The 24,903-nt window shown below is 71.6% G+C and carries 29 protein-coding genes and 1 other RNA gene; 16 read left to right on the forward strand and 14 right to left on the reverse strand.

The window, feature by feature from the left end; all coding sequences use genetic code 11:
• Nucleotides 1–62 precede the first annotated feature (62 nt).
• Together ACFVW6_RS15950 and ACFVW6_RS15955 are read left to right on the forward strand one after the other, a co-directional pair.
• The gene (locus tag ACFVW6_RS15950; RefSeq protein WP_378827189.1) at nucleotides 63–593 is read left to right on the forward strand and encodes a nucleotidyltransferase domain-containing protein; all 531 of its coding nucleotides are present in this window, start codon (nucleotides 63–65) and stop codon (nucleotides 591–593) included.
• A complete protein-coding gene (locus ACFVW6_RS15955; RefSeq protein WP_378827187.1) occupies nucleotides 590–955 on the forward strand; it encodes a DUF86 domain-containing protein in 366 nt (121 codons plus the stop codon). Before ACFVW6_RS15950 ends, ACFVW6_RS15955 begins: the two co-directional genes overlap by 4 nt.
• 4 nt (nucleotides 956–959) lie before the next feature.
• On the opposite strand, the gene ACFVW6_RS15960 is transcribed toward ACFVW6_RS15955, so the two are convergent.
• Complete coding sequence (locus tag ACFVW6_RS15960; protein ID WP_378827184.1) at nucleotides 960–1,655, reverse strand: nitroreductase; 696 nt, start codon at nucleotides 1,653–1,655, stop codon at nucleotides 960–962.
• 123 nt (nucleotides 1,656–1,778) lie between these two features.
• Nucleotides 1,779–3,632, reverse strand: coding sequence for a VWA domain-containing protein (locus ACFVW6_RS15965; protein ID WP_378827182.1), 1,854 nt, complete (start codon nucleotides 3,630–3,632; stop codon nucleotides 1,779–1,781).
• Between the two features lie 208 nt (nucleotides 3,633–3,840).
• On the opposite strand from ACFVW6_RS15965, the gene ACFVW6_RS15970 reads away from it, so the two are divergent.
• The gene (locus tag ACFVW6_RS15970; RefSeq protein ID WP_378827180.1) at nucleotides 3,841–5,697 is read left to right on the forward strand and encodes an Eco57I restriction-modification methylase domain-containing protein; all 1,857 of its coding nucleotides are present in this window, start codon (nucleotides 3,841–3,843) and stop codon (nucleotides 5,695–5,697) included.
• On the opposite strand, the gene ACFVW6_RS15975 is transcribed toward ACFVW6_RS15970, so the two are convergent.
• The 4 genes from ACFVW6_RS15975 to ACFVW6_RS15990 all read right to left on the reverse strand — a co-directional run bounded on the left by ACFVW6_RS15975 (nucleotide 5,691) and on the right by ACFVW6_RS15990 (nucleotide 8,106).
• Nucleotides 5,691–6,314, reverse strand: coding sequence for a TetR/AcrR family transcriptional regulator (locus ACFVW6_RS15975; RefSeq protein ID WP_378827178.1), 624 nt, complete (start codon nucleotides 6,312–6,314; stop codon nucleotides 5,691–5,693). The two genes, ACFVW6_RS15970 and ACFVW6_RS15975, sit on opposite strands and share 7 nt — an antisense overlap.
• Nucleotides 6,315–6,327: 13 nt before the next feature.
• Nucleotides 6,328–6,510 (reverse strand): hypothetical protein, encoded by a 183-nt coding sequence (locus ACFVW6_RS15980; protein ID WP_355279097.1) that lies wholly within the window; start codon nucleotides 6,508–6,510, stop codon nucleotides 6,328–6,330.
• Between the two features lie 116 nt (nucleotides 6,511–6,626).
• A complete protein-coding gene (locus ACFVW6_RS15985; protein ID WP_378827174.1) occupies nucleotides 6,627–7,142 on the reverse strand; it encodes a gamma carbonic anhydrase family protein in 516 nt (171 codons plus the stop codon).
• Between the two features lie 7 nt (nucleotides 7,143–7,149).
• Nucleotides 7,150–8,106 carry a GlxA family transcriptional regulator gene (locus tag ACFVW6_RS15990; RefSeq protein WP_378827172.1) on the reverse strand — a complete coding sequence of 319 codons (957 nt, stop codon included), beginning with the start codon at nucleotides 8,104–8,106 and terminating at the stop codon, nucleotides 7,150–7,152.
• A gap of 71 nt (nucleotides 8,107–8,177) precedes the next feature.
• On the opposite strand from ACFVW6_RS15990, the gene ACFVW6_RS15995 reads away from it, so the two are divergent.
• Nucleotides 8,178–8,948 carry an MBL fold metallo-hydrolase gene (locus tag ACFVW6_RS15995; RefSeq protein WP_378827170.1) on the forward strand — a complete coding sequence of 257 codons (771 nt, stop codon included), beginning with the start codon at nucleotides 8,178–8,180 and terminating at the stop codon, nucleotides 8,946–8,948.
• 166 nt (nucleotides 8,949–9,114) lie between these two features.
• A complete protein-coding gene (locus ACFVW6_RS16000) occupies nucleotides 9,115–9,243 on the forward strand; it encodes a hypothetical protein (RefSeq protein ID WP_378827168.1) in 129 nt (42 codons plus the stop codon).
• Nucleotides 9,244–9,333: 90 nt separating this feature from the next.
• Here ACFVW6_RS16000 and ACFVW6_RS16005 read toward each other — a convergent pair whose 3' ends face one another.
• Nucleotides 9,334–9,597, reverse strand: a complete 264-nt coding sequence (locus tag ACFVW6_RS16005) for a hypothetical protein (RefSeq protein ID WP_378827166.1) — start codon at nucleotides 9,595–9,597, stop codon at nucleotides 9,334–9,336.
• Between the two features lie 103 nt (nucleotides 9,598–9,700).
• On the opposite strand from ACFVW6_RS16005, the gene ald reads away from it, so the two are divergent.
• Nucleotides 9,701–10,813, forward strand: a complete 1,113-nt coding sequence (gene ald / locus ACFVW6_RS16010; RefSeq protein WP_378827163.1) for an alanine dehydrogenase — start codon at nucleotides 9,701–9,703, stop codon at nucleotides 10,811–10,813.
• A 53-nt stretch (nucleotides 10,814–10,866) separates the two neighbouring features.
• Here the strand turns inward: ald and sigJ are convergent, their stop codons facing one another.
• On the reverse strand, nucleotides 10,867–11,805 hold the full coding sequence (gene sigJ, locus ACFVW6_RS16015) for an RNA polymerase sigma factor SigJ (RefSeq protein WP_357347681.1): 939 nt from the start codon (nucleotides 11,803–11,805) through the stop codon (nucleotides 10,867–10,869).
• A gap of 118 nt (nucleotides 11,806–11,923) precedes the next feature.
• On the opposite strand from sigJ, the gene ACFVW6_RS16020 reads away from it, so the two are divergent.
• The gene (locus ACFVW6_RS16020; RefSeq protein ID WP_378827161.1) at nucleotides 11,924–12,856 is read left to right on the forward strand and encodes a cobalamin biosynthesis protein; all 933 of its coding nucleotides are present in this window, start codon (nucleotides 11,924–11,926) and stop codon (nucleotides 12,854–12,856) included.
• 55 nt (nucleotides 12,857–12,911) lie between these two features.
• Entirely contained in the window at nucleotides 12,912–13,463 is a 552-nt protein-coding gene (locus tag ACFVW6_RS16025; protein WP_355279114.1) for a dihydrofolate reductase family protein, read from the forward strand.
• Nucleotides 13,464–13,476: 13 nt separating this feature from the next.
• Here the strand turns inward: ACFVW6_RS16025 and ACFVW6_RS16030 are convergent, their stop codons facing one another.
• Both ACFVW6_RS16030 and ACFVW6_RS16035 read right to left on the reverse strand, forming a co-directional pair.
• On the reverse strand, nucleotides 13,477–14,337 hold the full coding sequence (locus ACFVW6_RS16030) for an SURF1 family protein (RefSeq protein ID WP_378827159.1): 861 nt from the start codon (nucleotides 14,335–14,337) through the stop codon (nucleotides 13,477–13,479).
• A complete protein-coding gene (locus ACFVW6_RS16035; RefSeq protein WP_355279119.1) occupies nucleotides 14,337–14,840 on the reverse strand; it encodes a low molecular weight protein-tyrosine-phosphatase in 504 nt (167 codons plus the stop codon). The genes ACFVW6_RS16030 and ACFVW6_RS16035 overlap by 1 nt, the downstream gene beginning before the upstream one ends.
• Before the next feature lie 44 nt (nucleotides 14,841–14,884).
• Between ACFVW6_RS16035 and ACFVW6_RS16040 the strand changes: the two genes are divergently transcribed.
• The 6 genes from ACFVW6_RS16040 to ACFVW6_RS16065 all read left to right on the forward strand — a co-directional run bounded on the left by ACFVW6_RS16040 (nucleotide 14,885) and on the right by ACFVW6_RS16065 (nucleotide 21,074).
• Nucleotides 14,885–16,207 carry a pyridoxal phosphate-dependent aminotransferase gene (locus ACFVW6_RS16040; RefSeq protein WP_378827156.1) on the forward strand — a complete coding sequence of 441 codons (1,323 nt, stop codon included), beginning with the start codon at nucleotides 14,885–14,887 and terminating at the stop codon, nucleotides 16,205–16,207.
• 260 nt (nucleotides 16,208–16,467) lie between these two features.
• Complete coding sequence (locus ACFVW6_RS16045; RefSeq protein WP_378827153.1) at nucleotides 16,468–17,583, forward strand: Nif3-like dinuclear metal center hexameric protein; 1,116 nt, start codon at nucleotides 16,468–16,470, stop codon at nucleotides 17,581–17,583.
• A gap of 161 nt (nucleotides 17,584–17,744) precedes the next feature.
• On the forward strand, nucleotides 17,745–18,482 hold the full coding sequence (locus tag ACFVW6_RS16050; RefSeq protein WP_355279123.1) for a C4-type zinc ribbon domain-containing protein: 738 nt from the start codon (nucleotides 17,745–17,747) through the stop codon (nucleotides 18,480–18,482).
• 4 nt (nucleotides 18,483–18,486) lie between these two features.
• Nucleotides 18,487–19,638 (forward strand): bifunctional RNase H/acid phosphatase, encoded by a 1,152-nt coding sequence (locus ACFVW6_RS16055; RefSeq protein WP_378827150.1) that lies wholly within the window; start codon nucleotides 18,487–18,489, stop codon nucleotides 19,636–19,638.
• A 129-nt stretch (nucleotides 19,639–19,767) separates the two neighbouring features.
• Nucleotides 19,768–20,472, forward strand: coding sequence for a S1 family peptidase (locus tag ACFVW6_RS16060; RefSeq protein WP_378827148.1), 705 nt, complete (start codon nucleotides 19,768–19,770; stop codon nucleotides 20,470–20,472).
• Nucleotides 20,473–20,582: 110 nt separating this feature from the next.
• Nucleotides 20,583–21,074 (forward strand): GNAT family N-acetyltransferase, encoded by a 492-nt coding sequence (locus tag ACFVW6_RS16065; protein ID WP_378827146.1) that lies wholly within the window; start codon nucleotides 20,583–20,585, stop codon nucleotides 21,072–21,074.
• A 5-nt stretch (nucleotides 21,075–21,079) separates the two neighbouring features.
• Here the strand turns inward: ACFVW6_RS16065 and ACFVW6_RS16070 are convergent, their stop codons facing one another.
• The gene (locus ACFVW6_RS16070) at nucleotides 21,080–21,871 is read right to left on the reverse strand and encodes a helix-turn-helix domain-containing protein (RefSeq protein WP_378827144.1); all 792 of its coding nucleotides are present in this window, start codon (nucleotides 21,869–21,871) and stop codon (nucleotides 21,080–21,082) included.
• 112 nt (nucleotides 21,872–21,983) lie between these two features.
• Here ACFVW6_RS16070 and ACFVW6_RS16075 point away from each other — a divergent pair, with 112 nt between their 5' ends.
• Entirely contained in the window at nucleotides 21,984–22,376 is a 393-nt protein-coding gene (locus ACFVW6_RS16075) for a hypothetical protein (protein ID WP_378827142.1), read from the forward strand.
• Between the two features lie 20 nt (nucleotides 22,377–22,396).
• Here ACFVW6_RS16075 and ACFVW6_RS16080 read toward each other — a convergent pair whose 3' ends face one another.
• Entirely contained in the window at nucleotides 22,397–22,939 is a 543-nt protein-coding gene (locus tag ACFVW6_RS16080) for an NUDIX domain-containing protein (protein ID WP_378827140.1), read from the reverse strand.
• 54 nt (nucleotides 22,940–22,993) lie between these two features.
• Nucleotides 22,994–23,881 carry an alpha/beta hydrolase gene (locus ACFVW6_RS16085; protein ID WP_378827138.1) on the reverse strand — a complete coding sequence of 296 codons (888 nt, stop codon included), beginning with the start codon at nucleotides 23,879–23,881 and terminating at the stop codon, nucleotides 22,994–22,996.
• A gap of 36 nt (nucleotides 23,882–23,917) precedes the next feature.
• Between ACFVW6_RS16085 and rnpB the strand changes: the two genes are divergently transcribed.
• An RNA gene (gene rnpB, locus ACFVW6_RS16090) (RNase P RNA component class A) lies at nucleotides 23,918–24,322 on the forward strand.
• 64 nt (nucleotides 24,323–24,386) lie between these two features.
• Here rnpB and ACFVW6_RS16095 read toward each other — a convergent pair.
• Nucleotides 24,387–24,758: a hypothetical protein gene (locus tag ACFVW6_RS16095; protein ID WP_378827136.1), complete on the reverse strand. Its 372-nt coding sequence runs from the start codon at nucleotides 24,756–24,758 to the stop codon at nucleotides 24,387–24,389.
• Nucleotides 24,759–24,903: the final 145 nt, after the last annotated feature.

The raw sequence follows: 24,903 nt of genomic DNA on the forward strand, positions 1-24,903 counted from the left end.
CACAGCACCACGCTCCGTCGCGCACGCTGGGCCGATGATAGCGAATCCGCTATCATCGAAGCATGGCCGCCTCGCGCCCCGCACCGCGCACGACCGCCGCGAAACTCGTCCTCGACGCGCGACGCCGTCGAGGATTGTCGCAACGCGAACTCGCTCGGCTGGCGGAGGTCGCCCAATCCACCGTAGCCACTATCGAATCCGGCCGTAGGCAGCCATCGGTGGCCATGCTCGAGCAGTTGCTCGGCGCCGCTGGTTTCCGGCTCGACACCGCCCTGGCCAATGCGGTGCGGCCCAGTGAGTTGCTCGACCGGTTTCGTGCCGAATTCCATGCGGTCCTCGGCCGGTATCCGATCGCGAACGTGTGGCTGTTCGGGTCGGTCGCGCGTGGCGACGACAGACCCGACTCCGATCTGGACCTGCTGGTCGAGCTCGCGCCCGGCGCGTCGGTGATCGATATCCTCGGTCTCGACGACGATCTCACCGCCGTGCTCGGATGCCCCGTCGACGTCGTGACGACCACCGAAGCCGAGTCGAACGATCTGTTGCGCCGTGGCGTCGACCGCGACCGGCTGCCGCTGGAATTCACCGCGTGACCGAGCGAACCGACCAGCGGCTGCTGTACATCGACGCCACGCTGAGTGAGATCGCCGAGCTGGCCGCCAGGGGACGCACGGCCTACGACGGCGACATCGCGGTGGCTCGTGCCTGCCAATACAGCGTGATCCGGTTGGCCGCCGATCTGGAGCGAATGGGCGAGGAGTGGTTGGCCGAGCACCCGGAGATTCCATGGCGCTTGATCAAGGGGATGCGAAACCGGATCGCGCACAGCTACTGGCTCGTGGACGACGGCATCGTCTGGACAGTCGTCGACATCCACGCGGCCGATCTGCACCAGCAGCTGGCGGCTGAGATCAAAGGTGCTCGCGCGCGAATCGGCTCCGCGGCGCCCGAATAGCGGATCAGCTGGTGTGCCAGGTGATCTGGTCGGGGAGGGGGGCTCGGGCGGTGCGGAAGGTGTTGATGGGGTGGGTGGGGTCGGGGTGGCCGAAGGAGACGCCGAAGACGACCTTGCGGTGGTCGGGGAGGTCGAAGTAGTCGCGGATGAAGGGGGAGTAGGAGGCGAGGGCGGCCTGCGGGGCGGCGCCGAGGCCGAGGGCTTGGGCGCCGAGAAGGAAGCTCTGCAGCCAGAGGCCGCAGTCGACGGCGCCGTAGGTGCCGAGGTCGGCTTCGGAGGTGACGATGGCGACGTGCGGCGCGTCGAAGAGTTCGAAGTTGCGCACCATCTGGCGCATTGTGTTCTCGTGGTCGCCCTTGGCGATGCCGACGCTGTCGTAGAGCTGGAACCCGCACTCGCGCCTGCGCTCACGGTAGACGCCCGCGTACTGCGCGGGAAACTCGAAATCCGGTGCGGCGCCGTTGGTTTGGATATGGGTGAGCAGTGCCTTGCGGAAGCTCTCGGTGCCTTCGCCCGCGGTGACGACGACCTGCCACGGCTGGGTGTTGCACCACGACGGGGTCCGCGCGCCCAGGCTCAGCAGCTGGTCGATCGTCGCCCGGTCGACCTCGTCGGGAAGGAACTGCCTGCAGGTCCAGCGGGCGTCGGCCAGGCGCTGGAGGGCGGCGAAATCACTGCTGTCGTGGTCGGTCGGCGCCATGGCGCGGCTCCCTCGGTCGATCCGGAGAACTAGTCTCATTTTGAGACCACGGTAGCAGTCGGGCCGGAAACGCGGAACCCGCCCGCACCACGAATTCTGGTGCGGGCGGGCGTCGGCGGTGGATCAGGCGCGACGCCGGGCGACCAGCCAGATCGCGACGCCGATGCCGATCAGCGCGACCACGCCGACCCCGATACCGACGATCGCGAGCCACGGCGTCGACGACTCCGAACCACCCACGGCCACCGACTTCTCGGTGCCGGGCTGCGACTGCTCGCCGACCACATCGGGGCTGGCGGTCACGTAGGTCGGACCCGCTTCGGTCTCGCCCGCGACGACGAGGTCGAGTTCGATCGGCGTCGGCGGCAGGGACGTGACGCCGGACGGCATGCCGACCTTGACCGCGAGGTAGTACCACCCGGCCACCGACTGACGCTGGGCCTCCGGGCCGCCGCCTTCCCGGTTGGCGTAGCGGATCGGCACGGTCGCGCCTTCGAGCGTCGTGGCCTGCCGCCCGGTGTAGGCGTTCGTGTCGTCGTCGATCTCGCCGCCCAGCGGTGAGTACAGGGTTGTGGTGACATTGGTGGCGGTGGTGTAACCCGCGCCGCCGGTCTCGGTGAAGCGCACGCGATAGGCCAGGCCCTGGCCCCAGTTCAGGCGCACCTTGTAGAAGACGTACTCGCCGTTCTGGATCGTGTCGGTGTACTTACCGCTCCCGTCCAGGCCGGTGGCGACGGTGAACGAGCCGCCGCCGCTGACCGGCTTCGGAGCCCCGGCGGGTTCGGCGAACGCCGTCTTCGCGGTGACCGCGCTAGGGCCGGGATCGGTGACGCCCGGTTCGATGCCGATGATCAGCTCCACCGGCAGCCGCGCGGGCAGGCCGCCGGGCGCCTCGTCCCAGTTGAGTTCGTAGTAGTACCGGCCGCCGCCCTTGCAGGAGTCGGGTCGGCCATCGCTCGACTCCTCGTCGGCCCGGGTCAGGGTGTTGCTGATCGTGAAGGCGACGCCGTCGCCGGTGCGCGATTCGAGCTCGCGTTCCCGGATGCTGCAGTACGTGCCGTCGCGGCCGTACACGCGCAATTCCAGCACGGCGATGCCGCCGGTGGCCGCGCCCGCGGCCGCGCGCGGGAAGGCGACGATGCCGGTGAAGTACGCCGTCGCGCCGGCGGGCACGTCGACGGCGTACCACCGCTTCTCGTGCTGGCCGATGGTGTCGAGGTACTGGCCCGCCTTCGCGACCGGGGCGGTGCCGTAGGTGGCGGTGCCGGTGATCGGGGTGCCGGTGGCCTGGTAGTTGCGCAGCGCCGCCGAACTCACCCGGGGCAGAATGCGTTCCAGCGCCGCGCCGTCGGCGGCGTCGCTGTAGGTGCCGCCGGTGGCCTGGGCCATGCAGGTGAGCTGGGCGCGCGCGGTGTCGTCGACGGCGAAGCCGATCGAGTGCACGACCAGGTCGACACCCTGCTGCTTCAGTTCCCTGGCGACCTCGCACGGGTCCGGCGGCGCGCAGGTGTCGTCACCGTCGGAGACGAGCACGATCGAGCGCGGTCCCGACGACGGCAGCGCCTCGGCGGCCTGGCGCAGCGCGGTGCCCATGGGGGTCCAGCCGCGTGCCTCGATGCTGTCGACGGCGCTGGTCAGCGCGGGCTTGTCGATGGTCGTCGGCGGTTGCAGGATCCGGACGTCGCGGCAGCCCGCCGCCTTCTCGGCCTCGGTGTTGCCGGTCCCGGTGCCGTAGGTGGTGAGGCCGACCTTCGCTTCGGCCGGGGCCGACTCGACGAAGGTGCGTACGGCCTTCTTGGCGGAGTCCATCATGGTGGCGCCCTGATCGGGACGCTGCATCGACCCGGACGCGTCCAGGATGAGCATGGTCGGCGCGTACTGCCCCGGGTCGGCGTCGGCCGTCGCGGGAAGGGCGGCGGGGAGCAGGGTGAGCGCTGTGGCGGTCAGTGCCGCGGCCAGCGTCCGGAATCTCGACATCGTCCTCGAACTTCATCACTCGGAATGAAACCGGACAGACGATACAGACTGGTCAGGGCCGGGAGTAACCCCAAAATCGGTGGCACAAACCACCGTTTGCCGGACGAAATGATGTTTCAGCAGGTAACGATCGGTTTTTCGCCCGGAAACCGGTCCGCGGCCTCGTGCCTGCCGCACGACGACGGCCTCCCGGGGCAGAATCGAGCGCATGGCTTCGCAGGCCCGCGACGCGCAGGAGCGCAAACGGCACGGCAGGCACTACACCCCGCCGGCGCTGGCGCGGTTCCTGGCGCGGCGGGCACTACTCCACGCGCCGCGCGCCGGTGAGCTGCGGGTCCTCGATCCGGCCTGCGGCGACGGCGAGCTCCTGCTGGCGGTGCACCGGGAACTGGCCGCGGCCGATGTCACGGTCCGGCTGACCGGTTACGACCTGAACCGCAGCGCGGTCGCCGACACGGCCGCGCGGGCCGCCGCCGAGGGGGTCGAGATCGAGTGCCGGGCAGGGGATTTCCTCGCCGCGTCGGCCCGGATCGCCGACGGTTCCTTCGACCTGGTGATCAGCAATCCGCCGTACGTGCGGACCCAGCAGCTCGGCGGGTCGACCGCGCAGCTGCTGAGCAAGCAGTTCGGGCTGCGCGGGCGGATCGACCTCACCCATCCGTTCGTGGCGATCACCCCCCGGCTGCTCAGCGCCGACGGCGTCCTCGGATTGCTGTGCGCCAACCGGTTCCTCACCACCAGGGCGGGGGCGAACCTGCGCCGGATCCTCACCGGCGAGCTGCATCCCGCCGAGCTCTACGACCTCGGCGACACCAAGCTCTTCGCCGCCGCGGTGCTGCCCGCCGTCACCGTCGCGACGCGGGCACCCAGGGATCGCGACTGCCGCTACGTCTCGGTGTACGAGGAGCTCGGCGCCGAACCCGACTGTGCCACCGACCTGTTCGACGCGCTGGCCGGGGACACGGACTGCCTGGTCGGGACAGGCGGCCGGGTGTTCGCCGTCGAGGTGGGGGTGCTGTCGACCGGGGCGGTCGGCGGGCGTGTGACGGCGGGAGCGCCGGACCCCGACAGCGGCTCCGGTGGGCGTCCCGCGGGGCAGCGGAGCGTCGATCCGAAGCGGAGCCGGTCCTCGGCGCGGGGGAAAGGCCACGCGGGAGCGGCCCGACCGGAGCCCGACCGGCCGCCGGTGACCGAAGCGCGGAGCCGCCCCGGCGCGCCCGGCAGACCGGGTGTCATTCCCCCCGGCGACACCGCCTGGCGCATGTCGCGCCCCGCCGTCGACCGCTGGCTCGGCCGGATCGCCGAGCGCACCTGGCGCACCTTCGGCGACACCGCCCGTATCCGCGTCGGCATCAAGACCACCGCGGACCGGGTGTTCATCTCCGATCGCTGGGACCAGATGGACCCCACCCCGGAGCCGGAACTGTTGCGGCAGTTGATCACCCATCACGACCTGCAACCGTGGCGGATCGGGCGCGATCGCGGCACCAGGGTGCTCTACCCCTACGACCTCGGGCAGCCGCGCCGCACGCCCATCGACCTCGCCGAATTCCCCGGCGCGGCCGAGTATCTGCGCTCGCACGAACAGGTGCTCTCGGGGCGGCGGTATGTGCTCGACGGCGGCCGCAAGTGGTTCGAGATCTGGGTGCCGCAGCGTCCGCACCTGTGGGGTGCGCCGAAACTGGTGTTCCCGGATATCAGTGCGCGGCCGCGGTTCGCGCTGGATCGCTCCGGCGCGGTGGTCAACGGCGACTGCTACTGGATTTCGCTCACCGATCTCGGGAGCGGCGAGCAGGCGACCGAGCTCGCGTATCTGCTGATGGGCGTGGCGAATTCGGCGCTGGGGCTGCGGTTCTACGACGCGGTCTGCGGCAACCGGCTGTATTCGGGACGACGGCGCTGGATCACCCAGTACGTGGCCCGGCTACCGCTGCCCGATCCGGCCTGCCCGGCTGCGGCCGCCGTCGTCGGGCGGGTGCGCGGTGTGCTCGAGGACGGCGTGCCCGTGGCGGCGGCGGGCATCGACGAGGCCGTCGCCGCCGCGTTCGGGGTGCCCGCTCAGTGAGTGACGCGGAGGCCGACCATCGGCAGCAGGGTGCGGCGGGCGAAGTCGCGGCCCGCCGCGGGGTCGTCGAGGGGGATGAGGCCGTCGGGGGTCAGCGCCAGCGACAGCGCCAGCCGCGCCATGACCTCGGCGACCAGATCGGGTTCGAAATCGGGCACCGTCGAGGTCGCCTGGAGTTCGCGCAGCTTGTCGGCGAGGTATTCGCGGCCGACCGCGAGGATCGGGCCCGCCTCGGTGGTGAGCTTGGGCAGGATGATCTCCGGCTCGGTGCTGAGCAGCCTGCGTAGCAGCTCGTTGCCCGCGAGGGTCGTCACGAACGCGACGAAGATCTCCACGAGCTGTTCGCCCGGCTCGGTGACCGCCCGCACCCGCTCATCGATCTCGCTCACATAGCGCTGCGCCTCCCGCACGCCGACCGCCTCGACCAGGTCGTTCTTCGATTCGAAGCGCCGGTACAGGGTGGCCGGACTGATCCCCGCCCGCCGGGCGATCTCGCCCATACTCGTCCGTTTGATCCCGAAATCGAGAAACGCCGACAGCGCGCTGTCGAGCAGCTTCTCCCCGTCGGTGACGGGCTTTTCCAGTATCCGCGCGAGGATGGACGAGACAGTGGGCATGACCCCATTATCCCTACGGCGACAGATCCAGGGCGGCCATCTCTTGTTCGATCGCGTTGGCGGCGAAATGGACTCCGCGGGAACGTAGTTCGTGAACCCGGCACTGGAGTGCCTCGATTCCGCCGGGTTGGGCGGCGATGTCGGCCACGCTGAGCCGTCCCCCCGCTCGGTGCACACCGGACTGCACGTATGCCACCGTGATACCTCCTGCCTCGCGTATCCGGTGCCGGCCGCCACACTCATTGGCCGGACGCAATACGCAGGGCAAATGCTATCAGGTATCCCTACTGGTCACTTGCTCAGTGTGACGTCTCACAAGATCTCGGCATCGCGATGCGCCGCCAGGTTGTGCAGGTATACGGCGGCATTGAGCTTGATCCCGTCCAGCTGCGCCTCGGTGAGCTCGCGGCGCACCTTGCCGGGAACGCCGGCGACCAGCGATCCGGGCGGAATCTGCGCGCCCTCGGGGATCAGGGCATTGGCCGCGATCAGGCTGCCCGCGCCGATCACGGCGCCGTTGAGCACGGTGGCGCCCATGCCGACGAGCACGTCGTCGCCGACGGTGCAGCCGTGCAGGATCGCGTTGTGGCCCACCGAGACTCCGCTGCCCACGGTGAGCGGGAAACCGGGGTCGGCGTGCAGCACGCAGCCGTCCTGGATATTGGTGCGCGCGCCGATGGTGAGCTGCTCGAGGTCGCCGCGCAGCACCGCCGAGTACCAGATGCCGACCTCGGCGCCCAGGCGCACCCGGCCGATGACGGTCGCGTTCGGCGCGATCCAGGCAGTGTCGTCGATTTCCGGCGCGAACCCGGACACCTTGATGATCATGCGGTGATTATCGCGCCGCCCCGCGGAACTGGGCGCGGTGGGCCGCCGGACTGGTGCCGAGCATGCGGTGGAAGTGGTGGCGCAGGCTCACCGCGCTGCCGAAACCGGTGTCGCGCGCGATCCGGTCGACGGTCTCGTCGGTCGATTCCAGCAGCAGCCGGGCATGGTCGGTGCGCTGCTGCAGCAGCCACTGCTGCGGGCTGGTGCCGGTGCGTTCGCGGAACCGGCGGGTGAAGGTGCGCCGTGACATGAGCGCCTCGCGCGACCAGTGGTCGAGGTCGATGCCGGCGTCGAGGTGGGTGCGCGCCCACACCATGGCGTGCTCGATCGGGTCGTCGCTGTCGTCGTCGGGGACCGCGACCGGGATGAACTGCGCCTGCGAGCCGTTGCGGTGCGGCGCGGTGACCAGCGCGCGAGCGAGATCGGTGGCGGCGCGGGTGCCGAGATCGCCGCGCACGATGTGCAGGCAGCAGTCCAGCGCGGCGGCGACGCCGGCGGAGGTGATCACGTCGCCGAGATCGGTCCACAGCGTGTCCGCGCGTACCCGCACCCGGGGATAGGCGCGGGCCATGGCCTCGGCGGCGGCCCAGTGCGTGGTGAGTTCGCGGCCGTCGGCCAGCCCGGTCGCCGCGATGGCCCACGAACCCAGGCACAGGCCGACCAGCCGGGCGCCGTTCGCGTGCGCGGTGCGCGCGGCCTCGTCGAGTGCGGGGGAGAGCTCCAGGTCGCGGCGCCAGCCGGGGAAGACCACCAGGTCGGCGGTGGCGACGGCGTCCAGGCCGTGGTGCACGGTGATGTCGAAACCCGCTGCGGTGGACAGGGTTCCGGGTTGTTCCGCGCAGACCCGCACGTCGTAGGGTGACTCGTCGAAGACGCCGGTGCCGGAGCGGCCGAAGACCAGGGTCGGTACCGACAGGTGGAAGGGACTGATCCCGTCGAACGCGACGACCGCCACCGAACGCATGGCCCGATCTTAACGATGGTCGGCCTGAAGGCCACTGTCGTGGGGTGTCGCGGTCGGCGAAAGTTGAGCGCATGACCGAGACGATCACCCGCCCCACCCTGCTCGACGTCCTGCACATCGGTGGTCCGACCCTGCGCTTCCGGTACGGGGGCCTGACCTGGCTCACCGACCCGACCTTCGACGAGCCGGGCGATTACCCCGGCCCGATCACCCTGCACAAGCTCAGCGGCCCGGCGGTGCCGGTCGAGGAGATCGGCGCGATCGACGTCGTCCTGCTCTCGCACGACCAGCACGCCGACAATCTCGACACCGCCGGCCGCGCCCTGCTGGCCGAGGTCGAGACCGTGCTCTCGACTCCCGATGCCGCCGAACGGATCGCGGGCGTGCGCGGGCTGGCGCCGTGGGAGGTCGTGACCGTCGGCGCGGTGGAGGTCACCGCGGTGCCCGCGCTGCACGGTCCCGAGGGCTGCGAGCCGCTCAGCGGTGTGGTGACCGGGTTCGTGCTGCGCGCGGCGGGTGAACCGACGGTGTATGTCTCCGGCGACAACGCGTCGGTGGAACTGGTCGAGCGGATCGTCGAGCGGATCGGGCGGATCGACGTCGCGGTGCTCAATATCGGCGCGGCCAATGTCGGCCGGTTCGGCGACAGCGACGTCACCCTCAATGCCAGGACCGCCGTCGAGGCGGCCACCGTCCTCGGTGACGCGGTCGTCGTCGCGGTGCACGCGGAGGGCTGGGGTCACTTCAGCGAGTCGCTGGACTACCTCGAGCGCACCTTCGCCTACGCCGAGCGCGCCGCGCAGCTCCGGATTCCGGTGCGGGGTGAGGTGTTCGCGGTCTGAGACCGCCTCGACGACAGATTTTTTCCAGCACCCGCGCCCGAATCATCGGGCGCGGGTTTCCCACGATGGCAGGAGAAGAGTTGCCGAACAAACGGATGGGCCGCCGGTCGCGCACGATGGTGCGGTTACTGCTGGCCCTGGTCGCACTGGTGCTCGCGTTGTCGGCGTGTTCGTCGAACGGGTCCGGTTCGGATCAGCCGGGATCGAGCACGGTGTCCACGACCTCGGCCACCCCGACGACGTCCGCGACGAGTTCGGTGACACCGTCCGCGAATCCGGGCGGCGCACCTGGTGACGGTGCGTCCGTGCCGGGCAACGGCGGCCAGGCGGCGCCGGAGTCGTCGTGGTATCAGTCGCCCACACCGGCGCCGGAGTCGTCGTGGTATCAGTCGCCGACGCCGGAGCCGCCGCCGGGATACAACTGTGTGCCCGGCCCGGAGTGCGGCACGGACAGCTGTGGACACAACGAATGCGGACTGCCACCGGGCCACAACTGCATGCCGGGTCCGGAGTGCGGCACCGACAACTGTGGCCCCGGCCAGTGCGGCGAAACACCGCCGACGACCACCGTCGCACCGCCTGCCACGACGCAGCCGGTGACGACCACGCCTGCGGCGGGCTCCGCCCCGCCGTCCGCCACGACCACCACCGGCGCCGCTCCCGCGGCGGCCTCGGTGACGCCGTCACCGTGAACCCGACACGCGACGTCGCAACGGGCTGACTCCCGTCGGTGGGCGTCCTAAGCTGGCGCAATGACGGGAACAGGCGGAACGGTCGGTGTGCCGGCGGAGGTCAAACCGCAGGAGTTCCGGGTGGCGCTCACCCCGGCGGGCGCCACCGAACTGACCGCGCACGGACACCGGGTACTCGTGCAGGCCGGGGCCGGAACCGGTTCGGGCTTCGGCGACGAGGACTATCTCGCCGCCGGCGCGGTGATCGTGCCCGACGCCGACACGGTCTGGGCCACGGCCGGACTGATCCTCAAGGTGAAAGAGCCCATCGCGCAGGAGTATTCGCGGATGCGGCGCGACCAGGTGCTGTTCACCTATCTGCACCTGGCCGCGTCGAAGGAGTGCACCGACGCGATCCTGGAATCCGGGATCACCGCCATCGCGTACGAGACCGTGCGCGCCGCCGACGGTTCGCTGCCGCTGCTCGCGCCGATGAGCGAGGTCGCGGGCAAGCTCGGCACGCAGGTCGGCGCGTATCACCTGATGGCGCCGATGGGTGGCGAGGGCGTGCTGCTCGGCGGCGTCCCCGGTGTCCGCCCCGCCGATGTGGTGGTGCTCGGCGGCGGCGTGGCGGGCACCAACGCGGCGAGCGTCGCGGTGGGGATGGGCGCGAGGGTGAGCGTGCTCGACACCAATCTGCGGCGGCTGCGCGAGCTCGACGCCCGCTTCGGCGGCCGGGTCGGCACCCTCGCCTCGCACGCGCTCGAGATCGAGAAGGCCGTGCTCGCCGCGGATCTGGTGATCGGGTCGGTGCTGGTGCCCGGCGCGAAGGCGCCGAAATTGGTGTCCGACGAGCTCGTCGCCGGGATGCGACCGGGCTCGGTGCTCGTCGACATCGCCGTCGACCAGGGCGGTTGCTTCGCCTCCACCCGTCCGACGACGCACGCCGATCCGACCTTCCCCGTGGCGGATTCTCTGTTCTACTGCGTCGCGAACATGCCCGGCGCGGTGCCGCACAGCTCCACGGTCGCGCTCACCAACGCCACCCTGCCCTTCGCGATCGCCATCGCCGACAAGGGCTGGCGCGGCGCCTGCGCCGCCGACCCCGGCCTCGCGGCCGGTCTCACCGCCGTCGACGGCAAGCTGCTCTCCGCCGAAGTCGCCGCGGCCCACGGGTATTCGCTGACCGTGTGAGCCGATCACCGTGCTCCGGTGCGGGATTGCCACCGGAGCACGGTGATCGCGTGCTACTGCCCCGCGCCCAGGTACCAGTCGGGGGCGCCCTCGGTGGGGAGGTCATGCAGCTTGTCGGGATTGCGGACGATATTGATCGCCACGATGCGGCCCGCGTCGACGACGAACGAGAAGACGCCGGTGTTGGCGCCGTCGAAGACGACCAGGCCCGGCGCGCCGTTGACCAGCACCGCGCGGCCCCAGGCCCCCGACGCCGACGGCGCGTGGTACCAGCCGAGCAGGGCCTTGGCGATGAGCTCGGCGCCGTGCAGAGGCTTGCGGATCGCGGGCACCTTGCCGCCGCCGTCGGCGGTGAGCACCACGTTCTCGTCGAGCACGCCGAGCAGCGAGCTCAGATCACCCGAGCGCCAGGCCAGCGCGAACGCCGAGACGACCTTCTCCTGTTCGGCGGGTGACGCGGGGAACCGCGGGGTCCCGGATTCGACGTGCTTGCGGGCGCGGGAGGCGAGCTGGCGGACCGCGGCCGGGGTGCGGCCGACGACCTCGGCGACCTCGGGACCGGTCATGCCGAACACGTCCTGCAGCACGAAGGCCGTGCGTTCGGCGGGCGACAGCGATTCCAGCACCACCAGCAGCGCGGTGGTGACCCGCTCGTCCTGGGAGATCCGGTCGGCCGGGTCGTCCCAGGTGGTGACCTCCGGCTCGGGCAGCCAGTCGCCGACGTACTGCTCGCGGCGGGCGCGCGCCGACCCGAGCTGATCGAGGGCCAGCCGGCCGGTGACGGTGGTCAGCCAGGCGCGCAGGTTGTCGATCTCGCCCGCCTTGCCCGCCGCGTGGTGGCGCTGCAGGCGCAGCCACGCGTCCTGCACGACGTCTTCGGCGTCGGTGAGGCTGCCGAGCGTGCTGTAGGCGAGTCGGCGCAGGTAGGGGCGGTGTTCCTCGAAACGGCGGGCCAGTTCGGCCTGGTCGATCTGCTGCGGTAGGTCGGTCATCGTGGTTCGCCGTTCGGTCGTCTGGCCCGGGGACCGGGCGAGTGTATGGGGTCGTCGCACTGATGACGAACCAGCGGGGCGGGGTGTGACATTCCCGGTGTCGGCTACCCTCGGCCGGGTGCAGAAGGGGACATCGACCGCGGTCGGGCTGGTGCTGGGATTCGCGCTCGATCGGGTGTTCGCCGATCCGCGCCGGTGGCATCCGGTGGCCGGATTCGGTTCGGCGGCAGTGGCATTGGAGCAGGCGACCTACGCCGACGATCGGCGGGCCGGGGTGGTTCACGAGGTGGTCGCGGTCGGTTCGGTGGTGGGTTTCGGGGTGCTCGCCGCGCGCGGCGGTGTGGTCGCGACCGCGCTGGCCACCTGGACCGCGCTCGGTGGACGCAGCCTGGCCAGGGCCGGTCACGCGATGGCCGAGCGGCTCGACGCCGGCGACATCGACGGAGCCAGGGAACTGCTGCCGTCGCTGTGTGGCCGCGATCCGTCGGTCCTGGACGCGGACGGGCTGGCCAGGGCCGCGCTGGAATCGGTCGCCGAGAACACCGCCGACGCGACCGTCGCGCCGCTGCTGTGGGGTGCGGTCGCGGGGGTGCCGGGGCTGCTCGGGTACCGGGCCGTCAACACCCTCGACGCGATGATCGGCTACCGCAACGAGCGCTATCTCCGGTTCGGCTGGGCCGCCGCGCGCACCGACGACCTGGCGAACGTGGTGCCCGCCCGGGCGACCGGGCTGCTAACGGCCGCGCTGGCCCCGCTGGTCGGCGGCAGGCCCGCCGCCGCGTGGCGGGCGTGGCGGCGTGACGCGAGCAAGCACCCGAGCCCGAACGCGGGCGTGGTGGAGGCGTCCATGGCCGGGGCACTCGGTATCCGGCTCGGCGGGCGCACCCAGTACCGGCACGGCGCGGAACTGCGGCCGACCCTCGGTGACGGGCCCGCGCCGACCACCGCCGATCTGCGGCGTGCGGTGCGCATGTCGGAGGCGGTGCAGGTGGGGTCGCTGGTGATCGCGGTGGTGGCCGCCGGAGTGTTGGGGCGGGCGCGCCGCCGTTAGCCTGCTATCTCTTCGCGGACCGATGAGTTTCGAGGGCGGAGGAGGTCTACACGGTATGAGGAAACTGATCTATGGGTTCGGCCTGTCCGTGGACGGGTACGTCAACGACCGCGACGGCGAGATCGACTGGACCGAGCCGGACGACGAGCTGCACCAGTTCCACAACGACCGGTTCCGCGATCTCGAGATCATCCTGAACGGCCGTCGGCTGTACGAACTGATGGCCGAGTACTGGCCGCACGTGCCCGCGGACGCGCCGCCCATCCAGCAGGATTTCGGCCGGCTCTGGACCGACATGCCCAAGGTCGTCTTCTCCCGGACGCTCACCGAGGTCCAGTGGAACAGCACGCTGGTCGCGGAGAACGCGGTCGAGGAGGTGCGCAGGATCAAGGCCGAGGGCGACGGCGTCATGGAGGTCGGTGGCGCGAGCCTGGCGGCCACACTGATGCCGCACGGGCTCATCGACGAGTACCAGATGTTCATCTCGCCGGTGGTCCTCGGCGGCGGCACCCCGATGTTCCCGGCGCTGGACAAGCGCATCGGGCTCCGGCTGGTCGAGACCCGGCATTTCGAGACGGCGGTGCTGCTGCGCTACGCCGCCGAGTGACGGGAACGGGCGATCAGCGGTTGCGGCCGTAGCGGTCGGCCAGGCGGGCTTCGGTGGTCGGTGCCGCCGGAGCGCTCGGCGCGGCGGTCGCGGTCTCGGCCGCCGGCGTTGCCGCGCGGTCGCGGCGGCGCGCGCGCAGTTCGGCCACGACGAAGTAGCCGAGGCCGAGCGGGGCCATGATGCCGAAGGCCAGCCATTGCAGGCCGTAGGACAGGTACGGGCCCGCGTCGAGTTGGGGGAGCGGGCTCGGCGTGAAGGCGCCGGGCTGGCCCTCGGCCAGCTGGAGGTAGCCGCCCTTGTCCGTGCCGGTGGGGATGGGAGCCAGGGGCAGGCCGAGGACGGTGGCTTCCTGGCCGGTGTCCACGGTGTAGACCTGGCGATACCCGTCCTGGGTGCTCGGCGGCTTGTCCGCGACGACCCCTTCCGAGGCGCGCACGCGGGCTTCGAGCTTCTGTTGCCCGGCCGGGGGTGCGGCGATCACCGGCGGCCGGGTGCCGTCGACGGCGGCGACCAGGCCGCGATCGACCAGCAGGGTACGGCCGTCGTCGAGGCGGAACGCGTCGAGCACGGCGTAGCCGGGGGCGCCGTCGAGGTGACGCAGCCGAACCAGCACGGTCGAATCCGGGACGTAGGTACCACTCGCGGTGACCTTGCGCCATTCGGTGTGCGCGCTCGGGTCGCCGTCGAGGACGCTGTTCACGGTCACCGGATCGGCCTGTACGGAGTCGGCGATCAGCTGGTTGCGGTGCTCGGTGCTGGTGTTCTTGCCCAGCTGCCAGGGCGCGAGCACGGTGAAGCACAGGTACGCGAACGCGACGACGATCACCGCGAGGATGAGCCAGCTCGGGCGCAGCAGGAAGGTGAGTTTGCGCATCAGCGGTGCGCGTCGGCGGTGGTACGGGCGTCGAGTTCGGCGCGCACCCAGTCGAGCAGGCCGGGGACGGCGGCCTCGATCTGGTCGCGGACCAGGTCGAAGTCGGACTGGTCGCCGTAGTACGGATCGGGCACGTCGCGGCCGTCGGCGGCGGGGTCGAAGCTGCGCAGCAGGCGGCGCTGGTCGGTGCCGACGCCGCGCTGGGCCAGTTCCCGGTCGTGGCCGGTGTCCAGGGCGATGATCAGGTCGGCGTCGCGGTGCTCGGGACCGAAGGTGGCCGCGGTGTGCTCGGTGGGGTAGCCCGCCCGGCGCAGCGTCGCCTCGGTACGCGGATCGGCCGGATCGCCGACGTGCCACGATCCGGTGCCCGCGCTGGTCACCCGTACCCGGTTCGCGAGACCGGCACGGTACAGATGCGCTTCGAACATCTTCGCCGCCATCGGCGACCGGCAGATGTTCCCTGTGCAGATGAATGACACGTGCAGCTGACCCACGCCTGCCATTGTCGCCCGAGCCGCCGAATCGCCGCCACGTAGGGTGTTCAGTTGTGTTCCAGGACTCTGTCGACCCCGCGATGCTGCGCCACCACGGCGACGTGGACGTGCGCCCTGGAATGCTCGATTTCGCCGTGAACGTGCGCGGCACCGCGCCGCCCGCCTGGCTGCGCGATCGCCTCGCCGCCCGCCTGGACGACCTGGGCCGCTACCCGAGCGCCGAGGACGAGGCCGCCGCCCGCGCCGCCGTCGCCGCCCGGCACGGCCGCCGTCCCGACGAGGTCCTGCTGCTCGCGGGCGCGGCCGAGGGCTTCGCGATGCTGCCCCGCCTGGCCCCGCGCCTGGCCGCGGTGATCCACCCGTCCTTCACCGAGCCCGAACTGGCGCTGCGGGAGGCGGGCGTCCCGGTGACCCGGGTGATCCTGGAACCGCCGTACACCCTCGACCCGGCACTCGTTCCCGAGGAGGCCGATCTGGTCGTCCTCGGCAACCCCACCAATCCGACCTCGGTACTGCACCCGGCGGCCGTCATCGAGGCGTTGCGTCGGCCGGGGCGTCTCGTCGTGGTCGACGAGGCGTTCGCCGACGCGGTCGCGGAGAGCGCCGCAGGCGGTGCGGCAGTAGACGGCGGATCTGGCGACAACGTGCCCGGCGCTGCCCGGAACGTCGCGTCCGGTGCCGCGATGCGCGGCGCGGCGGCCGGTCCCGGTGGTGCGCGGCCCGCGTCGTCGTCGGCGGGCGGGACGCCGGGCCTGCCGTCGACCCCGAGCACGCCGGACGCGTCGTCCATCCGGACGGCATCGGCCGTCGACGTGGTTCCGGGAGCGCCGGTGTGGTCGACCTCCCGTCCGGGGTCGGGTTCGGCGACGTCGCACACCGTCGGGGAACCGGAGTCGCTGGCCGGGCTGTCCGCCCCGGACGTGCTCGTCCTGCGCAGCCTGACCAAGACCTGGGCGCTGGCCGGGCTGCGGTGCGGCTATGTGCTCGGTGCGCCGGAGGTGCTGGCCCGGCTGACCCACGGCCGCCCGCACTGGCCGCTGGGCACCCTGCAGCTGGAGGCGATCAGCGCGACCGCCGAACCGTCGGCCGTCGCCGCGTCCCGGCGGCACGCCGACGAGATCGCCGCCGAGCGCGCGGCCATGATCGACCGCCTCGCGGACCTGGGCGTCGAGGTGCATACCCCGGCCGCCGGTCCCTTCCTGTTGCTGCGCGTTCCCGACGGTGAACTGCTGCGCAAGCGCTTGGCTGATCGTGGCATCGCGGTGCGCCGGGCCGACACCTTCCCCGGGCTGGGTCCCGATCACCTGCGGGTCGCGGTGCGCGGGGCGGCCGAGGTCGATCGGTTGATCGAGGGTCTGCGAGCGGCGCTGTGGTGACTGGAGCGAGCGGCACTGTGGTGCCTGGAGCGGGCGGCGCCGTGGTGACCGGGCAGCGGCGTCGTGGTGACCAGGGCGGACGGTGCTGTGGTGACCGGGCAGCGGCGCCGTGGTGACCAGGGCGGACGGTGCTGTGACAGGGACCGGCCTGCGGCAACGGCCATTGCGCGGCGCGAGATGGTCGTGGAAAGCATTGTGGTGCAAGGTGATCCCGTCGCTTCGATGGTGACGGGTTAGGCAGCGGAACGAAGGAGGCGGCGGTGACCGACCTGGCCGAACTGATCGGGGTGCTCGACGCGGCGTATCCGCCGCGGCTGGCCGAATCGTGGGATTCGGTCGGGCTCGTGTGCGGTGACCCGGGTCAGGAGGTGACCAAGGTGGTGTTCGCCGTCGACGCCACCGCCGCCGTGGTCGACGAGGCGATCGAATGGGGCGCGCAGGCGCTGGTCGTGCACCACCCGCTGCTGCTGCGCGGCGTCGACACCGTCGCCGCCGACACCCCCAAGGGTGCGCTGCTGCACCGGCTGATCCGGTCGGGCTGCGCCCTGTTCTCCGCGCACACCAACGCCGACTCCGCCGACCCCGGCGTCTCGGACGCGCTCGCCGCCGCCGTCGGCCTGACCGTCACCGGCCCGCTGGACCCGAAACCGGCGGCCTCCGTGGACAAATGGGTGATCCAGGTCCCGCAGACGCACACCGCCTCGCTCATGTCGGCGCTGTTCACCGCGGGCGCCGGCGCGATCGGCGACTACCGCGAGGCCGCCTGGTACACCTCCGGCACCGGCCAGTTCCGGCCGCTGCCCGGCGCGAACCCGGCGATCGGGGCGATCGGCACGGTCGAGACCGTCACCGAGGACGCCGTCGAGGTGGTCGCGGCGCCGACCTCCCGGCTGGCCGTCCTGGCGGCCCTGCGCGCGGCCCACCCGTACGAGGAACCCGCCTACCACGTCACCGAGCGCGCGCCGCTGCCGTCCTCGCTCGGTATCGGCCGCATCGGCGAACTCGCCGAGCCCGAGACCCTGCGCGATTTCACCGCCCGGGTGGGCGTCGGACTGCCGCGCACCGTCTGGGGCGTGCGCGCCGCGGGCGACCCGGACCGTGTCATCCGGCGGGTCGCCGTCTGCGGCGGCGCGGGCGACTCCTACCTGACCGCGGCCATCCGCGCGGGCGTCGACGCCTACCTCACCTCCGACCTGCGCCACCACCCCGTCGACGAACACCTCCGCCGCGGCGGCCCCGCCCTCATCGACGCCGCCCACTGGGCCACCGAGTTCCCCTGGTGCGGGCAGGCGGAGCGGTTCGTCCGCGCGGCCCTGCCCGGCGTCGAGACCCGCGTCTCCACCCTGCGCACCGACCCATGGACGGTCACGGGCTGAACGCTGCGACCAGCCTCCCCGCGTCGACGGGGGCGGGCGCGTACCGGGACACGCGCGCCCGACAGCGGTCGCCCGGTCCTCGGGTCATGGCGTGCGCGTGCCCCGGGGCGCGGTACGGTTGACGAACCCATCCGTCCACCGTGTTCAGGAGTTCGTGCGCGTTGAATGTCGAACCGTCGGTCCAGTCCAAGCTGCTCCAGCTCGCCGCTGTCGATGCCGAGTTGACGCGGATCGCGCACCGCAGGAACGCGCTGCCCGAACAGCAGGAGGTGGCGCGCCTGTCGACCGAGCGCAACGGCTACAAGGACGCCGCCGTCGCGGTCGAGATCGGCATCGACGATCTGGACCGCGACATCCGCAAGCTCGAGGGTGAGGTCGACGCCGTGCGCAAGCGGGAGGACCGCGACCGCGGCATGCTCACCGCGGGCACCGTCGCCGCCAAGCAGCTCTCCGAGATCCAGCACGAACTGGGCAGCCTGGAGCGGCGCCGCTCGGTGCTCGAGGACGAGCTGCTGACCGTGATGGAACAGCGCGAGGCGATGGCCGCCGATCACGACCACGCCGGCGCCCGGCTGAGCAAAGCCGACCAGGATCTCGCCGACGCCGAACGGCTGCGCGACGAGGCGATGGCCGATCTCGCGGTGGCCCAGCAGCGGTGCGAGACCGACCGGGACGGACTGGTCGGGCTGTTCCCCGCCGACCTGCTCGCCGTCTACGACAAGCAGCGCGCGGCCCACGGGGTCGGCGCCGCCCTGCTGCAGGCCCGGCGCTGCGGCGCCTGCCGGATCGAGATCGATCGCGGCGAGATGCAGCGCATCGCCAAGGCCGCCCCCGACGCCGTCCTGCGCTGCCCCGAGTGCAGCGCGATCATGGTGCGCACCAAGGAATCCGGGCTGTAACCGGATGAACGAGGTGATCGTCGAGGCCGACGGCGGGTCGCGTGGCAACCCCGGCCCGGCCGGCTACGGCGCGGTGGTGTTCGCCGCCGACCATGTGCGGGTGCTCGCCGAGCGCAAGGAATACGTCGGCGTCACCACCAACAATGTGGCCGAATATCGCGGTCTGATCGCCGGTTTGGCCGCCGCGGCCGAGCTGGGCGCGCGGGTGGTCGCGGTGCGGATGGACTCCAAGCTCGTCGTCGAGCAGATGTCGGGACGCTGGAAGGTCAAGCACCCGTCGATGATTCCGCTCGCCGAGCAGGCGCGCGGGCTGGTCGCCGGGTTCGACCGGGTCAGCTTCACCTGGATTCCGCGCGCGGAGAACTCCCATGCCGACCGGCTGGCGAACGAGGCGATGGACGACGGCGCGGTCGTCGGCACCGTCCGCGACGCCGTGGCGGCCGGGCACGCGGCGGGCGACCAGGTCGCGGTGCCCGCCACCGAGACCCGCGATTCCGCTGCCGCCCAGCGCATTCCGGTCACGCCCGGCTGGACCGGCGCGATCGGCAGGCCGACGCGGCTGTTGCTGCTGCGGCACGGGCAGACCGAACTGTCGATCGAGCGCCGCTACTCCGGTCGCGGCAATCCGCCGCTGACCGACCTGGGCCGCGAACAGGCCGAACGGGCCGCGAAGATGCTGGCCGCCAAGGGCGATATCGCCGCGGTGGTGACCTCGCCGCTGCAGCGGGCCCGCTCCACCGCCGAGGCGGCCGCCGCCGCGCTCGACGTGCCGCTGCGGGTGCTCGACGGCCTCATCGAGACCGACTTCGGCGACTGGGAGGGCCTCACCTTCGCCGAGGCCGCGCAGCGCGATCCGCAGCTGCACGCGGACTGGCTGGGTGACCCGTCGGTGCCCGCGCCCGGTGGCGAGAGCTTCGATCAGGTGCGCGAGCGGATCGAATCGGTCCGGCGCGATCTGGTGGCGCTGTATCCGGGCGAGAACGTCGTCGTGGTCAGCCATGTCACGCCGATCAAGACGCTGCTGCAGCTGGCGCTCGGGGTCGGCCCGTCGCTGCTGTATCGCCTGCACCTGGACCTGGCCTCGCTGTGCATCGCGGAGTTCTATCCCGACGGTGGCGCTTCGGTCCGTCTGGTCAACGACATCTCGTATCTTTAGCGCTGGCCGCCTGTCACCCGGGCACGGTACGGTCGGCCCCGGTTCGCGGTCGGCGTAACGACTATGCCCCGGCGCCCGAGAAGCATCTCGGGCGTGCGGAGATACCGCGGCCGTCGAGAAAGGTACTTGATGAGGTTTCTACGGGTGGCGGCGTTCGCGGCGGCCATCGCGGGGGCGCTCACCGCGTCCGCTGGTGCGGGCAGCGTGTCGGCCGATCCGAGTGTGGTGCTCGGCGCGGCCTCGGGCATCGTCTTCGACAACAACTCCGGTTGCTCGCTGACCGCCATCGGCCACGACAACGCCGGTCGCCTGGTGGGTCTGACCGCCGGGCACTGCGCGCCGACGGGGGCACGGGTCGGCGCCGAGCAGGCGCTGAACGCGGGCGTCATCGGCACCGTCGCGTTCTCCGACGACGGCGACTACCTGGACTTCGCGGTCCTGCAGCTGGACGCGTCGAAGGTGCTGCCCGTTCGCACCATCGGCCAGACCACCGTCGCGGGCATCGGCGCCGCGCCCGGCCCCGGCACCACCGTGTGCTCGGACGGTCGCACCAGCGGTCGCAGCTGCGGCGTGGTGTGGGGTGAGCTCGAAGGCACCTCGATCAACCAGTACTGCTCCCAGCCCGGTGATTCCGGCGGCCCGGTCGTCGTCGGCGACCGGCTGGTCGGCATGAACCAGGGCAGGCTCACCGGCCTGGGCCCCGTCGACTTCGACGTCCCGTGCACCGGTGGCGCCAACCCGATCCACTCGCCCGCCTACTTCCAGCCGATCCAGGTCATCCTGGACGTGCTGAACCGGGCGGGCGGCGTCGGCGCGGGCTTCCAGCCCATCTGATCCCGGCTCCACCCGACAGGGGCGCATCACCGATCCGGCGATGCGCCCCTGTCGCTGTCTCCACCCGAAACCCGTTGCCCCACCGCCGCGGGCATGCTGCAATCACCGGCATGGGGGAGACGCGCGGCGGCACGGTCGTGATCCGGCGGCTGGAGCCCACGCAGTGGGCGGTGTTCCGCGAGGTGCGGCTGTGCGCGCTGCGCGACGCCCCGAGCGCGTTCGGCCAGACCGTCGAGCAGGCCCTGGCGCGCACCCCCGAAGACTGGCGCGCGGTGTTGCGGACCCGTGCCCAGTTCGTGGCAACGATCTCCGAGGTGACGATGGGGACCGTCGGCGTGACCACGGATTCGCCTGCCGCGCACCTGATCTCGATGTGGGTGGCGCCCCGCGCTCGCGGTCGTGGAATCTCCGATCAGCTGATCACCACCGCGCTGTCCTGGGCGGCCGGGCACGGCTGCACCGCGGTGTGTCTGGAAGTCACCGAAGGCAACGCCGCCGCCGAGAAGCTTTACCGGCGCCACGGTTTCGTGCCGACCGGCCGGCGCGGGCCGGTGGAACCGGGCGACCCGCGCACGGAGTTCGAGATGCGCCGCCCGCTCTGATCTGCTCAGCGCGCCGCGGCGGCCATGGCGCGCAGGGCGGTGGCGGTGGTGTCGTCGAGGGGGTAGAAGAACTCGATGGCGAGCTCCGAGAGGGTGACGTCCGCCGGTGCGCCGAAGGTCGCCATGGTGGAGAACATGGTGAGCGGGCCGAGCGGTGAGCTGATCCGGATCGGGACCTGGAACGGCCCGGTCGGTTCGGGTTCGCCGGGCGGATCCGCATGGACAGGATAGCTTCGTACCTCGTCGTAGAGGGCGCGCAGCCGCGCGTCACCGGTCGCGCCGAGCTGGCGCAGCAGTCGTTCCAGGAACAGTTCGCGCACCTGGTGCAGGTTCTCCAGCCGCCGCGCGAGTCCGTCGGGATGCAGGACCAGCCGGAAGACATTGGGGCGCGGCGTGCGCAGGTGCTCGGGTACCCCGGTCATCAGCACGGGCATCGCGGCATTGCCCGCCACCACATCCCACCAGCGATCGACCACCACCGCCGGATAGGGCTCGTGCGCGGCGAGCATCGTCTCGATCGCGGCCCGCGCGGGCGACAGTGCGACGTCGTCGAGCGCCGACTCCCGGAACGCGGGCGCGAAATCGGCGGCCAGCAGCAGCGTATTGCGTTCCCGCAGCGGCACATCGAGGGTTTCGCACAGCCGCAGCACCATCGCCCGGCTCGGCTTGGATCGCCCGGTCTCGAGGTAGGACAGGTGCCGCGAGGAGGTGTCGGCGGCCAGGGCGAGCTCGAGCTGGCTGAGCTTGCGCCGCTGCCGCCATTCCCGCAGCAGCGGCCCGATCCGGGCGTCCGTCATCGGCCCAGCGTATCCACCTGGACAGACGTCCCGCCATGACCTCGGAGGTCATTGCGACGATGACCAGCGCCGCCGCACAGTGGGCTCGTCACCTCGAGAACAGGAGCCGACGATGACCACGATCACCGACCCCCGCCCCGGTCCGCTCACCACCGTCCTGCGCGTAGATGGCTGGAGCACAGCGCTGTTCGGGGTCGTATTGACCGTGTCGGCGCCGCTGCTGCGCGAGCCGCTCGGCCTGCCGACCCCCCTGTCGCTGCTCTTCGGTGTCGTCCTGGTCGCCGGTGGTGCCGCACTGCTGGCCATCGCGCGGCGCGGTCCCCACCGCTACGCCCGCCCCGTCGTGGCCGTCAACGCCGCCTCGGCGCTCGGCATGACCGCGCTGGCCTGCTCCGGTCTGCTACCCCTCACCGGCCTCGGCGTCGGCTTCCTGCTCACCGGAGCCGCCCTGGTCGCGATGTACGCCGCGCTCGAAGGGGCGGCGCTGCGTGTGGTCGTCCGCTGACCGCGGTGCGCGATCGCCGGTCACGGTGTGCTGAGGCCGCGTTCGTGCATGAGCAGCAGACCGTAGGCGGCGACCGCGTGGGAGGCGGTGATCTCGCCGCGCAGGATCATCGCCTCGAAGCGGGCGCGGGAGAACCAGGCGGTGCGCATGTCCTGTTCCTCGGGCTCGCGCTGGGGCTCACCGGGGGTGAGGCCGGTGGCCAGGAAGCAGTGGCCGCGCTGGTTGCTCGACGCGGGCGCGGTGGCCAGGGTGCCGAGCAGCGTCATCCGGTCGGCGCGCAGGCCGGTTTCCTCCCGCAACTCGTTGTGCGCCAGCTCGACCGGCGACGGCGCCGTGCCGGGCGGCGGGGTGCCAGCGGGGAACTCCCAGCACCGCGCGCCCAGCGGGTACCGGTACTGCTCGACGAGATGGAATCCCTCGCCGTCGAACGGGATCACCATCGCCCAGTCGACCTTGTCGACCACGGCGTAGATCCCGACGGACCCGTCGGCGCGGCGAATGGTGTCCTCCCGCAGCCGCATCCACGGATTGGTGTAGATCGTGCGCGAGCTGAGCTGTTCCATCTCCCCATCGTGCCCCACCGGCACCGCCCAGCCGGGCGGATCAGGCGGCGGCGGTCACGGACGCAGCACCGAGACCAGGAAATCGGTCTGATCGCGCACGACCTGCTCGAAGACATCGTCGAAGTACACGTCGAAGTGGCCGACCGGGTACTGCTTGACCACCGCGTGCTTGGTGCGCGCGGCCGCCTTGCGGGTCGGGCCGGCCGGGGCGACCGAATCGTTCTCGGCGATCGCGTAGAACACCGGCACCTTCAGCGCCTTCGCGCGGCGGCCCGGCGCGTCGAACAGGGTCGACAGGGCCACCCGCGCACCGACTTTCGGCCGGTAGGTCTCGCTCTCCTCGGCGAGCCTGCCGAAGCCCTCCGGCACATCCGGCGCGCTCATCAGCGCCGCGGCCCGCTTGCGGCCCGCCAGCCGGATCCGCACCGGCTTGCGCCGGATCGGGCCGATCAGCAGGTCGGTGGCGGCGATGGTGGCGACCTTGGTGATGCTGATCGGTCCCTTCGCCATCGCCGAGGCCCACCCGCTGGTGAACGGCACCTGCGCGACGACCGCGGCGAGATAGTCGTCGTCGGGCGCCACGGATAACACGTGCCCGCCGCCGAACGAGGTGCCCCACAACGCGATCCGGGTCGCGTCGAACCCCCGGATGCTGCGCGCGTAGGCGATTGCGGCCTTCCAGTCCTGCCGCTGCCTGGCGATGTTGAGCACCTGGCGGGGATCACCCTCGCTGGCGCCGAAATGCCGGTAGTCGAACGCCAGCACCCCCATCCCCGCCGCGACGAACCGCCGCGCATATCGATCCAACCCCATTTCGCGGGTTGCCCCCAGCCCGTGTCCCATGATCACCAGCGGGCGCGGCCGGGGCGCACCGTCGGGCAGGTAGAGCCAGGCAGCGCACTGCTGGTCACCCGAGGGGAAACTGACGTCGACACGTTCCATGGCTCGTAACCGTACCGAGTACTCTGTACGAGCGGACGAGTCGGCCGGGCGACCGCGGTGACGAGAACGGGCGCGCGAGCGCCGCCGCTCGGTACCGAGGAAAGTCCGGACTCCACAGAGCAGGGCGGTTGCTAACGGCAACCCGGGGCGACCCGCGGGACAGTGCCACAGAAAACAAACCGCCGCGCATTTGCGCGGTAAGGGTGAAACGGTGCGGTAAGAGCGCACCAGCGCCCCGGGTGACCGGGGCGGCTCGGTAAACCCCGCCCGGAGCAAGGTCGAAGGTCGCACCTCGCGGTGCGGCTGCGCAGGTGTTCGAGGGCTGCTCGCCCGAGCCTGCGGGTGGACCGCTCGAGGCACCCGGCGACGGTGTGTCCAGATGGATGGTCGTCCCCCGGTGCGAACCGGGGACAGGATCCGGCTTACAGGCCGGCTCGTCCGCCTTCGAACGACGAGGCGGCGGCTCCCGTGGGGGAGCCGCCGCCCGGTCGGGCCGGTAGCCGGCTCAGCACATCAGGGTGGACATCTGGTAGATCGCCCTGGCCTCGTCTTCGGTCGCGGCGTCGGCACCGTTCTTGGTGGCCTTGATGATCCCGGCGATGGTGTCGGCCTCGGACTTCCCGGCCTTGATGTCGCCACAGGACTGGTTCAGCACGGTCGCGACGGCGGCGTCGTCACGCCCCGCGGACAGCTTCGGGAAGGCGTTGCGGTAGCTCACCACGAACATGCCCGCCTTGCTCGGATCGACCTTGTATTCGGGCGTGGCGGCGGCCGAGGAGCCGCCGGCGGCGGCGGAAGAGGAGTCGTCGCCGCAGCCGGCCAGAAGCAGGGCGAAGACGGTGGCGCTGGCCGCGAGAGCGGCGGTAGTTCTACTCACGCGCGGGATGCTAGCGCCCCAGAAAACAAGCCGCCTCCCGTGAGGTTAACGGGAGGCGACAGTTGCTCGATCCGATCGGTGAGCTAGGCGGGGTTGATCACCAGCAGCTGGGCCCAGTAGGACGCCTGGTCCGGGCCGAGGATCG

The sequence above is a fragment of the Nocardia sp. NPDC058244 genome, from assembly GCF_042882065.1.
GTDB lineage: Bacteria > Actinomycetota > Actinomycetes > Mycobacteriales > Mycobacteriaceae > Nocardia.

Bases quoted from the DNA above. Each gene is read 5' to 3' on its own strand.
- ACFVW6_RS15975 (WP_378827178.1), bottom strand. From the start codon at position 6,314: ATGCCCACTGTCTCGTCCATCCTCGCGCGGATACTGGAAAAGCCCGTC.
- ACFVW6_RS16065 (WP_378827146.1), top strand. From the start codon at position 20,583: ATGGGGGAGACGCGCGGCGGCACGGTCGTGATCCGGCGGCTGGAGCCC.
- sigJ (WP_357347681.1), bottom strand. From the start codon at position 11,805: ATGACCGACCTACCGCAGCAGATCGACCAGGCCGAACTGGCCCGCCGT.
- ACFVW6_RS15950 (WP_378827189.1), top strand. From the start codon at position 63: ATGGCCGCCTCGCGCCCCGCACCGCGCACGACCGCCGCGAAACTCGTC.
- ACFVW6_RS15970 (WP_378827180.1), top strand. From the start codon at position 3,841: ATGGCTTCGCAGGCCCGCGACGCGCAGGAGCGCAAACGGCACGGCAGG.
- ACFVW6_RS16085 (WP_378827138.1), bottom strand. From the start codon at position 23,881: ATGGAACGTGTCGACGTCAGTTTCCCCTCGGGTGACCAGCAGTGCGCT.
- ACFVW6_RS16055 (WP_378827150.1), top strand. From the start codon at position 18,487: ATGAACGAGGTGATCGTCGAGGCCGACGGCGGGTCGCGTGGCAACCCC.
- ald (WP_378827163.1), top strand. From the start codon at position 9,701: ATGACGGGAACAGGCGGAACGGTCGGTGTGCCGGCGGAGGTCAAACCG.
- ACFVW6_RS15995 (WP_378827170.1), top strand. From the start codon at position 8,178: ATGACCGAGACGATCACCCGCCCCACCCTGCTCGACGTCCTGCACATC.
- ACFVW6_RS16060 (WP_378827148.1), top strand. From the start codon at position 19,768: ATGAGGTTTCTACGGGTGGCGGCGTTCGCGGCGGCCATCGCGGGGGCG.
- ACFVW6_RS16075 (WP_378827142.1), top strand. From the start codon at position 21,984: ATGACCACGATCACCGACCCCCGCCCCGGTCCGCTCACCACCGTCCTG.
- ACFVW6_RS15960 (WP_378827184.1), bottom strand. From the start codon at position 1,655: ATGGCGCCGACCGACCACGACAGCAGTGATTTCGCCGCCCTCCAGCGC.
- ACFVW6_RS15985 (WP_378827174.1), bottom strand. From the start codon at position 7,142: ATGATCATCAAGGTGTCCGGGTTCGCGCCGGAAATCGACGACACTGCC.
- ACFVW6_RS16080 (WP_378827140.1), bottom strand. From the start codon at position 22,939: ATGGAACAGCTCAGCTCGCGCACGATCTACACCAATCCGTGGATGCGG.
- ACFVW6_RS15990 (WP_378827172.1), bottom strand. From the start codon at position 8,106: ATGCGTTCGGTGGCGGTCGTCGCGTTCGACGGGATCAGTCCCTTCCAC.
- ACFVW6_RS16070 (WP_378827144.1), bottom strand. From the start codon at position 21,871: ATGACGGACGCCCGGATCGGGCCGCTGCTGCGGGAATGGCGGCAGCGG.
- ACFVW6_RS15965 (WP_378827182.1), bottom strand. From the start codon at position 3,632: ATGTCGAGATTCCGGACGCTGGCCGCGGCACTGACCGCCACAGCGCTC.
- ACFVW6_RS16025 (WP_355279114.1), top strand. From the start codon at position 12,912: ATGAGGAAACTGATCTATGGGTTCGGCCTGTCCGTGGACGGGTACGTC.
- ACFVW6_RS16030 (WP_378827159.1), bottom strand. From the start codon at position 14,337: ATGCGCAAACTCACCTTCCTGCTGCGCCCGAGCTGGCTCATCCTCGCG.
- ACFVW6_RS16035 (WP_355279119.1), bottom strand. From the start codon at position 14,840: ATGGCAGGCGTGGGTCAGCTGCACGTGTCATTCATCTGCACAGGGAAC.